This window comes from Legionella moravica DSM 19234, from assembly GCF_000423305.1.
Taxonomy (GTDB): Bacteria; Pseudomonadota; Gammaproteobacteria; order Legionellales; family Legionellaceae; genus Legionella; species Legionella moravica.
Genome location: NZ_KE384001.1, coordinates 51,262 through 63,556, shown reverse-complemented (window position 1 = coordinate 63,556; position 12,295 = coordinate 51,262). Strand labels below are relative to the sequence as shown.

Genomic DNA, 12,295 nt, shown 5'->3' with positions numbered 1-12,295 from the left:
TATAGATTCCGTAAACCCCTCTAAAAAAAGCTCACTTTTTAACAATTCATAAAACCTGATTTACATTATTAAAAAGTATCGTCCTTAAACACACGTTGGCCGATAAAACTGAACCTGAATTTCATTAATCAGAAACAAATTAATATTGTTCCTCATAAATATTTAACAAATATGAAACAATAAGGAAACAAAGCTAACAATTATATTGTAAAAAAACCTCACATTTGATATTATTTGACCAGAATTATTCGGTAATAAAGTTATAGGTGTATCTATGCATAATCTCCCTAAAGAATTATATCACGGCCAAGTTGTTGGAAAAATGAGCTTTATTGTAAGAACTTTGGAACAGATTGATCCGGAACATTTGCATCAGGGTATTAGGGTTGATTTCCAAACAGAAATTGACTGGATAAAAGGAGTAGATGAAAGCGGGCAGTTAAATACGTTCGAAACCATAGAAGAAGCCAGTAAAATGGGGAAATGTCCTGACTTGGATACCTTAAGTAGAAAGGCATTGATTATCCAGGAACTGGATCGTTTGGTCACATTAATCAAACCATTTGCCATGAATAAGGAACAGGTTGAATCGATGTATATTCGGTTGAAAGACCACCCCAATTTATGGTCCAGTTTTTATCACCAACGATTAAATCAGTTGGAACAATTAAACAATTCAATCGCTAATTTGCCCGAGTCTATCAGGATTTTTGTTCATGCCACCGTGACCAAATTAAAAATCCATCTGGCAGAGAATGGTTTATCGGATAAAGATCCTATTGCGAATGAGCTCTTTAAATTGTCAATCAACATGCGGGACATGGGGCATACCAATCAGAACACCCTGTTCTCTTTATTTGTTAACTATATAAATTCGCAGTCCTCTACTCAACCTTTTGCCAACGTCTTGAGCAATGAAGAGCGCTCAGAAATGATTTCAGCATTAATTGCACATCACCCAATAGAATTAAGCAGTGAAACGCTAAAAACTCGTTTGCATGATTTAAAAGCAACAAGAGAAGTGGATGCAGATTTACTTAATGGTATTGATAACATTTTCAAACTGGACAATGAGTTAAAGACGCTGAGAACGAGGCGCCTTGGTACATACACCATTTCTGATAAGCAGGTTGAAAAATTCTTCTCAAGGGTATCCCAGCAGAATGAACAAAATGATACTCAACATACAGAACAACTCTGCAAGCTTTTTTTGTTAAGCAAAGCCTTTCCTGCCGCGAAAGAATATATTGAAGTAGCGTTGGAGCAATCCCCCGCTGATCTCGAAGCTTTAACAGCAAGTCCTGAGTTTTTGCATCAGATTATTGTAGATATTGTCTATTCAAATTGTTCCGTTCAAGATGAGTTGGAAACCCAGGCACGCGATCAATTATTGACCCAACTCTACGCTCAATTAAGTCAACAAGGCGGACTGCAATTGTCCATGGATGTCAAAAAGCTCTATCAATTTATCAATAATCAAGTTCAAAAAGTTTTGGATGGCATGCCACAACGAAAAAATCGACTGGAGTCTTTAGGTTTTGGCATTCCGACATTTAACAATATAGAAGCTTTGATTAACACGCTCGATCCAAACAAAAATCAAAAGGCAAATGTCGTCTTGGTAGAGTTTTATACTGCCATTCAAAAGGCAAAAGAAACCCATTTGTATCTAGTGAGCAACCCATCGATAAGCAAGCAAATTGAAGAGATTACAGCCAATGATTTTAATGCGTTTTTTAAAGAGTGTTGCGATGCAGGTAAACAGGCTATTAAACAACTTGAGGGCAATCGTTCAGGAGTAACTGCTGTTGTTGATGTATTGAGGTCTATCGCAAACTGGGGAATCTATATACTCAGTTTAGGAACGACACCTCAGTTTTTCAAAAAGACGAGAACCGCGGCAGATGATGTTGCCCAGGCAGTACATGTTTTGAAAGATACGATTACAAGTACCCTGGAGCATATTGATTTCAGCCAAGAGCCTAATCAAAACATAGCCTCTACAATCTAAAACAGATTAACTCATCAAGAAACCATGTTCATCAGGAACCTCCTGAATGAAGATGGTTTCATGAGTTAAAAACTAAAAATCATATATCTCATTTTCCAGGGGTTTCAAAAACCAACAATCCTCACATTGCCCTGAACAGAGGATAAGACATCAATTAATGCAGTTTTTGTCCATTAGGTACTTTCGGATCAGTCGTAACCAAACAAATAGCACCTTGTTCATCCGAAAATCCAACCAATAGAAATTGCGAAATAAATCCCGCTATATTTTTTTCACCCAAATTAACACAGCCTACAACTGAACGCCCCAATAAAGTTTCGGGGGTATAATGCACCGTTATCTGAGCAGAGGTTTGTAATACGCCTATGTCATTCCCAAAATCTACCCAGACTTTATAAGCAGGCTTTTTGGCGCGTTGAAACTCTTCAACTTTAACTACAGTACCGGATCGTAATTCAATTTTTTCAAAATCGTCATAAGTCATTACCATGATTTCATCCAATCAAAAAAGAAACAAAGTTATCATAAATTAATAGTATTGTCTTGATGCGTGAATAACAGGCCACGGCTGTCCCATTAAAAATATGACGTCTTTCCGAGCGTAGCGAGGAATCTCCTGCAAGGTTGCACGATCCCATTAAAATGTGGCCATTAAAATCATATCAAGAGTTGAGTCTCCCCAGCCAGCCTTTTTCTGCAGGCGCCTAATGCTCATATCCTTAAATTTCTTTTTGGTATTTTGTAACCTGTTCAAAATAATATGCCGAACCATCACCATATTTTCAGGAGCATGATCTTTGCGTACGCGAGAATCATCTTCACGTAATGTAACGTCTAAGACCCAATGTAGACTGTTCTCGACAGCCCAGTGACTACGAATAGTCTGAGCAATTTGTTTCGCATTTGCAGCCAAGCTGCTGATAAAGTAGCGCTGTTCTATGGCTGTATGTCCACCGGAAGAAACACGTGATTCAAGCATAATAACGGTTTTTAAATCACGCCAACTCTGAGCTCCACATAGGTTAGCGCAGATAACAACAAATAATAGTTCCGTTAAAGGATACAATTTCTTTCTATCAATTCTTGGATCTTCGAGCGTGTCGAAATGATATAAAAATCCAGGTACATCTTCTGATGACATCATTAAATTCCTTGTAAAAAAAAAGAGTTTAAAAGGTAATGATAATTAATGCATTAATTCAGATTGTGCCAATTTGCAGGAGATTCCTCGCTACGCTCGGAAAGACGTCACATTTTTAATGGGACAGCCGTGAATAACAGGCGAAGATACAGACTAAGAGTTAATTAATCGCCAAATTCACCACTCTTAGTGACTATTTTTGTATTTTTTTCTCGTAAGGTTTCAATAACCACATAAAAAACAGGAACAACCAAAAGACTTAATACCGTTGCGACCAGCATGCCGCCCATGACTGTAGTGCCAATAGAATGACGGCTGGCTGCACCAGCGCCTGTAGCCGTTGCCAAAGGTAATACACCAAAAATAAACGCAAAGGCAGTCATTAAAATAGGTCTTAAACGTAATGCCGCTGCTTCCCTTGCTGAATCAATGATGGACGCACCTGTCAGCCGTTTTTCTTTGGCGAATTCTACAATCAAAATAGCGTTTTTAGCCGCAAGGCCAATTAATAAAATCAAGCCAATTTGCGCGTACACATCCAAATCCAGATTGCGTAACAAGAGCGCTAATCCCGCCCCTAAAAGCGCGAGAGGAACTACAAGCAAAATCATAAAGGGCATGGTCCAGCTCTCGTATAAAGCAGCAAGAAACAGAAAGACGAAAACCAGACACAGCATAAAAATTAATGTAGCCATATTACCGGCTTTTAATTGTTGGTAGGTAATACCCGTCCACTCCATTTCATAACCCTTAGGTAGTTTTTGAGCTGCTAAATGTTCAATTGCAGTCAATGCCTGACCCGAGCTATAACCTGGCCCTGGAGCACCGTTCAGATTCGCCGCAGTATATAAATTGTAATGGGGAATATTATAGGCTCCGTTAGTATATTCAACTTTTAATAAACTGCTTAAAGGCACCATGGCACCAGTATCGCTTTTAACATAGAGCTTGCTGATGTCCGTTACTTCCGCCCTTGAATTGCCCTCGGCCTGGACCATTACTCTATATGTTTGTCCGTATTTGGTGAAATTGTTAACATAATACGATCCCAAATAAGTCTGTAAGGTAACCAGTAACTCGTTAATGGATACATTTAAAGCCTTGGCTTTTGTTCGATCTATATTCAAAAACAACTGAGGTACCTGTGCAGACAAGTCAGAAAATAATCCCCCTATCGCAGGATCTTTATTGGCTTCCTCGACAAACTGATTAACAACTGCGGCTAATTGCTCTACGCCCTGATTATTCACATCTTCTATTTCAAGCTGAAAACCTCCTACCGATCCCAGCCCTGGAATGGTTGGGGCGTTTACTACACCTATCCTGGCATCGTTAATATTATTAAACTGAGCTTGAACTTTCTTCATAATTCCTACTGCGCTTAAATCAGGAGTTGTCCGTTCCGACCAAGGATTTAATATCACAAACAGTACGGCAGTATCAGGTTGATTGATTCCATCAATAATATTGAATCCATTAATACTGAGGATATTGGCAACACCTTCAGTAGATGACAGTATTTTAAGGGCTTTTTTAACGGTCTCTTCAGTTCTGTAAAGAGATGAAGCATCAGGTCCTTTAATCACAGTAATAAAATAGCCTTGATCTTCTTCAGGTAAAAATCCGGTGGGTAATGATTTGAAAACAAAGGCTGTAGCAACACCTAACACGACAAAAATAATAAGCACGATTTTTTTATGATTCAAGCATAAATCCACCATGGCCTTATATTTATTTAACGTTGCTTCATAACCTCGTTCAAACCAACGAAACACAAAAAAATTATTTTCCACTTTCTGTTTCAATAACACTCCGCAAAGGGCCGGGCTAAGAGTTAAGGAGTTAATCCCTGAAAGCGCCACTGAAAATGCAATTGCCAGAGCAAATTGATTGTACAAACTACCCGTCATTCCGGGTATAAAAGCAACAGGAACAAACACGGCTAGCAAAATTAAAGTCGTTGCAATGATCGGACCCTGAACTTCTTTTGTAGCTAACAAAGTAGCTTCTTTAATGTCAGAAACATGTTCCTCCAATTTTTTCTCAACGTTCTCAACAACAACGATCGCATCGTCAACCACTAAGCCTATTGCGAGTACCAGACCCAAAAGGCTTAAGGTATTAATCGAAAAACCAAAAATACTAAACAATGCGAAGGTTCCTATCAAAGAGACTGGAATTGCAATACAAGGAATCAGTGTGGTTCGCCAGTTTTGCAGAAACAGAAAGACCACGATAAATACGAGGCCTATAGCTTCAAAAAGGGTAAGCACTACTTCCTTCAAAGACTCTTTAACAAATTTGGTTGTGTCATAAACTATGGTGTAATCCATTCCTTTCGGAAATTCCTTTTTCATTTTCTCCATAAGTTTTCTAATACCATCTGCCAGCTGCAGCGCATTGGCTCCTGGCAATTGATATACTCCAATACTGGCATTAGGTTTTCCATTAAGTTGGGAAGTAGTGATGTAGGTTTCGGCTCCCATTTCAACACGCCCCAAATCTTTAACCCGGACTATCTGTCCGTTTTCTTTTGTTTTGACAATGATGTCTTCAAACTGGTGCGTATCGCTTAATTGGCCCAAGGTAGTAATCTGATACTGAAAAGGAATGGTTTGAGGAACAGGAGGTTGGCCTATAACCCCTACTGCGGCCTGTTGGTTTTGTTCTTTTACGGCTTCAATAACGTCCAGGGGAGAAATCCCCATACTGACCAATTTATCAGGATTTAACCAAATTCGAATGGAATATTGCAATAGGCCAAAGTTATCCACGTTACCTACACCAGGTATACGCTCAATTGCCGGAGTCAAATGAATGTCGGCATAATTGCCAAGAAACACATCATCCAGTGTTCCGTCAGGAGAGATTAGATTAACCACCAAAACCATATCACTGGACACTTTTTGAATGGTTATACCGGCTTGAATCACATCAGGAGGAAGCAAGGGGTTGGCAGTATTTGAATTATTAAGAACATCCACTGCACCTATATCTACATCATAACCCACATCAAACGTAATACTAATAATCGAATCACCATTATTAGTACTGTTGGAAGACATATAAATCATACCCTCCACGCCATTAATATTTCGTTCAAGCGGGGTTGTAACGGTATCAGAAACAACTTGAGAACCTGCGCCTATATACTGAGCAGAAACCTGCACTTCCGGGGGAACTATTGATGGATATTGAGCTACGGGCAAAATAAAGATACAAATGCCCCCAACCAATACCATCATAATAGCGATCACCATGGCAAAAATCGGTCTGTATATAAAAAACCTAACCATTGTTTTGGCCTTGGTCTTCTTGCAACTGAGGTATTACCGCTTCATCAGGTAGTACTTTTTGTATCCCATTAATGATTAATAAATCGCCTTCTTTAATCCCGGAGGTTACAATATACTGTTGTTTGTACATTCCGGAAGTTTGTATTTTACTCACTTCAACCTGTTTTTTTGCATTGACTAAATAAACTGTTCTTTGACCTTGCGATTCAGTTACTGCAGAGGCAGGAATAAGTATGGACGGCTCCTCTTTAGTCAGTTCAAGAGTAATATTCACATAGATTCCTGGTAACAATAATTGCGCTGGATTGTCGACAAGCGCCCTCATCAAAATTGTAGAGGTAGGCGTATCTGCCTGATTATTTACTAAATCGACTTTGCCTTTGAATACTAATTTATTGTCATAAGGCAAAACTGCCTCAACATGAAATGGCATGTTCTTTCGATATTTAAGGAAGGTTCCATAGTCCTCAACACTTGGACTGAATAATACATAAATAGGATTTAACTGAACTATATTGGCCAGTAAGGTGCTCTCGCCAGATCCCACGAGATTTCCTACATCAACGTATTTTTTACCAATTATTCCATCAAAAGGAGCAATCATGGAACAATAGCCTAAATTGATCTCGGCTGTTTCTACGTTGGCTTTCTGTACCAGAGTTTCGGCCTGGGCTTCGCCGTATCGTGCGGCAGTTTCGTCGAACAAGGTTTGTGACACATCCCCTTTTTTGACCAACTCTTTTAATCGCAGGTATTGAACCTTCTGATATTCCATATTAGCAATACTTTTAGCGAGCTGGCCTTTAGCTAGATCCAATTGAGCCTGAAATGGTTTTGGATCAATCACATAGATTAATTGATCTTTTTTAACCGGCTTCCCTTCTATAAAATTCTTTTGGATAAGAAAACCTTCAACCCGTGCGCGAATACCCACTTCTGCTATAGATTGAGTGATGCCAATATAGGTTCGTTTCAGTGGAATTTTAGTTAAGGCAACTTTGACGACAGGAACAGAGCGAGGTGCAGTCTGAACGGATTTATTTTCCTTACAGGCTGCCAAAAAAAGCCCCATTAAGAATACAGTACCAATAAAAAAGCGCTTTGTGTGCATAAATTGTATTCATCCCTGATAAAATTTAATTCTCTAACACGCTACTTAGCCTATTCCGTCTGCATAATCAGGTCTTAATTGACTAAAATAGCTCATTGATTAAAGTACCTTACAAAAAAAAGCATTTTAAAACAATGTTCTATTTTTCTGGGTATTAGATCCTATTTATGCCGTGACCATGGTATCCAATTGAAACTCGGGGACCAAACTTTTCAGCAGAATTAATAGCTCATCATCCTGATGTTCATAGCAGGCTGTATTCAGCATGCGCATGGTTTGAGTTAACTCATGCCAATCCAGTTCTCTAAATCGAGCTTTAAACAGCTTTTCATGTTCTGTAGATGCTAATTGCTCTGTCTCATGAAACAGTTCTTCATACATTTTTTCACCAGGACGCAATCCAGTGTATTCAATCGTTATATCTTTTCCGGGCTCCTTGCCAGCCAGTCGGATCATTTGCTCTGCCAGATAACTGATTTTGACTGGATCGCCCATATCAAGAACGAATATTTCACCACCATGCCCATTAACCATAGCTTGCAGGATCAATTGGCAGGCCTCAGGAATAGTCATGAAATAACGTTGCATATCAGGATGAGTAACGGTCAAAGGCCCACCTGCCTGCAATTGTTTTTGAAACAAGGGAACTACCGAGCCAGCAGATCCTAAAACATTACCAAAACGGACTGTAATAAATTGCGTTTCAACCCGAATATTCAGATTCTGGCAGTAAATCTCGGCAACTCGCTTGGTGGTCCCCATAATATTGGTTGGATTAACGGCTTTATCGGTAGAAATTAATATAAATTTCTCTACACCCATAGCGACACTGGCTTTAGCAACCACCTGCGTGCCCAAAACATTATTAAATACAGCCACTCGAATTTGATTTTGTAACATGGGCACGTGTTTATAAGCCGCCGCATGAAAGACAATTTCAGGTTGAAATCGCTGAAAGACGTGATTTATTGCGACTTCATCTGTGACACTGATTAAAGCTAGATCAATAGGAATTTCGGGAAAATTCAACTTAAGTTCTTGCTCAATCTGATACAGATTAAATTCGGAATTTTCGACTACAGCAAGACTTTCAGGATTTAATGCCATCACTTGACGACACAACTCAGAACCAATTGAACCACCGCCACCGGTAATTAATACACGTTTTCCAGATATTGTGGTGGCTATTTTGTCCCACTCCAGAGTGACCTGATCCCTTCCTAGTAGATCTTCAATATTTACAGGTCGCAAGGCATTAACCTCGACCCGCCCTGCAGCCAAAGCAGAAATACTGGGCAACGTTCTAAAGGGCACATTACTCGTTTCACATAGAGTCACTATTCTGCGCATGGTTGCTGATCGAGCTGAAGGTATAGCAATAAAAATCAGATCGACAACATTTTGTCTGACTAAATCAGCGATTTGACGGGTGGTTCCCAAGACCCTCACCCCATGAACTTCCAAACCACGCTTGCTAATGTTGTCATCAACAAAACCTATGGGTTGATAGTAGCTGCTGCGTTTTAAGTCTCGAACCAATCCCTCTCCTGCCTGACCGGCTCCAACAATCAATACTCTTTTGACATCGGATATTTTATCGTTTCGCCCTCTTCTGTCCCATCGTAACCGAACCAACAACCGACCGCCGCAGAGTATGGACGCCAGAATCATACAATATAATGGAAAGACTGATCGGGACAAATGCTGCAATATTGAAGTGGCATAAAAAACAGGGATAACCAAAATCATGGCGGAAACCGTAGCTTTTAAAATACGGATCACATCATTTAGCGATGAGAAGCGCCATAATCCACGATAAATTTTAAAATAATAATAACAGCTGACTTGAACAACAAACAGTAAAGCTAAAGCAACAAAAGAATGTGTTGAGGTTAACATGCTAGGATACGGTTGCATGTTGTATCGTAACCAATATGCGGCATACCATGCTACTGGGATTGCGGTTATATCAAACAGGATAACTGGAAACTTGGACAGTAATTTTGCTATAAATAATTTTATTCGTTGTTTCATATAAGATACAGGGTTAAATCCATTATAATAAAAAAGGATGTTACACCATGTTACTCATCATCGCATTAAAAATTCGTAAACAATTCATATCGGTATTTTGAATCGGGATTTACTGCCTCAAATGAATTGACTAATTTATAATCACTTTGATTATTGAGCTCTACTTTTAAACACGCATCGCTTGGTGTGTAGATTACTTGGCCATTTTTAATCAACGAGGTCAAAATAATAATTTCCGGTCTTTCAGTTAAAATTTGATAGCAGAATTGATTGTATCGTTGCTGTTTCGGATAGTGCGCCATAGATAAATTGTTCAAGCAATAAGAATCAATATAATGAAGTGGACTCATATAAGGAATCAAACCTGAATCACCTAACACAACCCTGTCACCAACCTGCCCATGATCTGTTAACCATTGAATAACCGACATTCGTAACTGCTCGCCTCGAACAGGATTTTCGCTAAAATAGCGATATTGTGCCAAAGACATCCAGGGCATAAACAGAGCAAGCACAGCAAATAAAACAAGATAAAACACGAATGAGTTAATGGCCTCCTTTTTTTTGAACCAACACAAATAAAGCTCGAACAGGCCTTTGAAGGCCAAAGGTAGGAACAGTGTAAAAGCTGGTAAAAAAAGACGATTATCAAAAGCCACAACAGGATCTGCATCGCGTAACATAACCAGATAAGCAATGCTGGGTAGGCATAAGAAAAGATAGCGTTTATCCCATTTCAGTATCAAGGCAGGAATAGACAAAACAGCAAAAGGCCCAATTAATTTAAGATAATTAACATCCAGTTCATATAAAAAGGTCTCTGTAAAACCTTTACAGTACACCGAGTTTGGGAACAAATAGCCATAATAATGCAAGCGCCAGAGAAAATAAGGCAGATAGAACAACAGTATAGAAACAACAAAGCACAGCACCCCTTTCCTATGACGAGATAACTGGGTATCGGGCTTATCCCAGCACATTAAAATAAAAAACACGATCATCAAAGCAGGTGCTTCAGGACGAGTCATTCCAGCCAGGGCAAGAGAAATACCCGCAAGAAACAAGTTGAAACATCGAATTTCGCTTCGTCCTCCTGGAGATAAAGCATATCCCAGTCCCCGAAAAATAAAATAAACAGAACCACATATTAAAGCTTGATAGACAGTAGTCTCAAACCCGCTCACAGCCCAGATGATTTGTCCCTTGTATAATAATAAAACGATACAGGGTATCAGAGACTCACGTTTTGAAAACCAGAATCTGGTGATCAGAAAAAGAAAAAAACAAGTACCCACCAAACCAAGAAAACCGGCTATTTTTAAAGAAACAATTGGATTTCCATTGAACAGTAAAGCCAACGCTCCCAATACAACAAAACTAAAATTGGAATATCCTTCAACTGGTGGTGAGTCAATATTCCATAGTAACCCATCTCCAGAAGCCCAATTTTTGGCATAACGTAAAGAGATGTACATATCGTCTACGGTAAACGGCCAGATAGCCTGAACTTGTAAAACCAACAAATAAAAAAACAGCACGACCCCAATACTGTCATACCATTTAAAACCAGATTTCATGAGGTCAATGCCATGAAGGTAAGAATGACAAAACAATACAGATTGATTCGCGATAAACGATCACCAAGAAATACATTAACAGGATCATCATTTTCAACATTCCGGTTAGATAACCAGGCAAAACGCCAAAGAGCTATAGCCGCAAATGGCAGAGTTAATATGAAGAAAAAGGACTCGCCTCGTGCATAAACCGTATAAAACAAGTAAGTAACAAAACTGGCTAATCCTGTACCCACTATGAGTCGTTGCAGCAGTGTGGGGTTATATTTCCTCAATACATTCCGGGTAGAATTCTTTAAACCCAAATGCATTTCCAATTGACGCTTGTTCAATGCGATAAATAAACTGAGCAAGGTTGCTGCGACTATCAACCAACCAGAAATAGCAACGCCTATACCTACCGTTCCTGCCAGTACTCTTAACATAAACCCCAAAGCAATACAGGCCACATCAAGGATTGGAATTAATTTTAACACATGGTTATATGCCAGATTAACCAACAAATAGGCTGTTAAAATAATAGCCAATTGTTTTGAAATCAGGGCGCCAAGAACCAGTCCGGTAACTAACAAAAAAAACAACATAAAAATAGCATCAGATACAGTGATCTGATCACTAGCCAAAGGCCTATGGCATTTATAGGGATGTAAACTGTCTTCATCTCGGTCCTGAATATCATTATAAATATAGACAGCACTGGAAATAAGACAAAAAGAAAGCGAAGCCAATAAGGCAGGAACCAGATAGCCTGGCACGGGAGTATAGAAATAGCCCAGCATAACAAATACAGACTTACTCCAATGCGATACCCTCAGGAGTAAAAAGAAATTAATTAACCTGTCCATAAAACGTACCTTGATGGAGTGATTCTGTAATTCGATCATATTAAACTTCCCAAAACGATTTAAACACCTTAAATCAATTCCCAAACTCGACAAACAACTGGAATGATTTATAAAGCAAGCCACAGGTCATGGGCATCATTAAACCTCACACGGCAATCAGTTTCCCAAGAGATTTATTGTTCCTTACAAGACCACTTCGTGTTGACCATACTTCGATTAACACCTAACCACTCTCAACTTGTTTCAGAACTATCCTCACATTTTTACGTTATCCTCATGA

8 protein-coding genes are annotated in these 12,295 nt (G+C 39.1%); 1 reads left to right on the top strand and 7 read right to left on the bottom strand.

The annotated features are described in order from the left end of the window. Positions 1–274: 274 nt before the first annotated feature. A complete protein-coding gene (locus tag G543_RS0113130; protein WP_028384931.1) occupies positions 275–2,011 on the top strand; it encodes a hypothetical protein in 1,737 nt (578 codons plus the stop codon). Positions 2,012–2,165: 154 nt separating this feature from the next. Here G543_RS0113130 and G543_RS0113125 read toward each other — a convergent pair whose 3' ends face one another. From G543_RS0113125 to G543_RS0113095, 7 genes are all read right to left on the bottom strand, one after another. Next, on the bottom strand, positions 2,166–2,501 hold the full coding sequence (locus tag G543_RS0113125; RefSeq protein WP_028384930.1) for a tRNA-binding protein: 336 nt from the start codon (positions 2,499–2,501) through the stop codon (positions 2,166–2,168). A gap of 147 nt (positions 2,502–2,648) precedes the next feature. Then, positions 2,649–3,155 (bottom strand): ISAs1 family transposase, encoded by a 507-nt coding sequence (locus G543_RS0113120; protein ID WP_081675677.1) that lies wholly within the window; start codon positions 3,153–3,155, stop codon positions 2,649–2,651. A gap of 161 nt (positions 3,156–3,316) precedes the next feature. Beyond that, on the bottom strand, positions 3,317–6,448 hold the full coding sequence (locus tag G543_RS17945) for an efflux RND transporter permease subunit (RefSeq protein ID WP_051190705.1): 3,132 nt from the start codon (positions 6,446–6,448) through the stop codon (positions 3,317–3,319). Beyond that, a complete protein-coding gene (locus G543_RS0113110) occupies positions 6,441–7,559 on the bottom strand; it encodes an efflux RND transporter periplasmic adaptor subunit (protein WP_028384928.1) in 1,119 nt (372 codons plus the stop codon). The genes G543_RS17945 and G543_RS0113110 overlap by 8 nt, the downstream gene beginning before the upstream one ends. 165 nt (positions 7,560–7,724) lie before the next feature. After that, on the bottom strand, positions 7,725–9,593 hold the full coding sequence (locus tag G543_RS0113105) for a polysaccharide biosynthesis protein (protein WP_028384927.1): 1,869 nt from the start codon (positions 9,591–9,593) through the stop codon (positions 7,725–7,727). A gap of 65 nt (positions 9,594–9,658) precedes the next feature. Then, positions 9,659–11,170 (bottom strand): protein LphB, encoded by a 1,512-nt coding sequence (locus G543_RS0113100; RefSeq protein WP_028384926.1) that lies wholly within the window; start codon positions 11,168–11,170, stop codon positions 9,659–9,661. After that, complete coding sequence (locus G543_RS0113095; protein ID WP_028384925.1) at positions 11,167–12,054, bottom strand: decaprenyl-phosphate phosphoribosyltransferase; 888 nt, start codon at positions 12,052–12,054, stop codon at positions 11,167–11,169. Before G543_RS0113095 ends, G543_RS0113100 begins: the two co-directional genes overlap by 4 nt. Between the last annotated feature and the right edge of the window lie 241 nt (positions 12,055–12,295).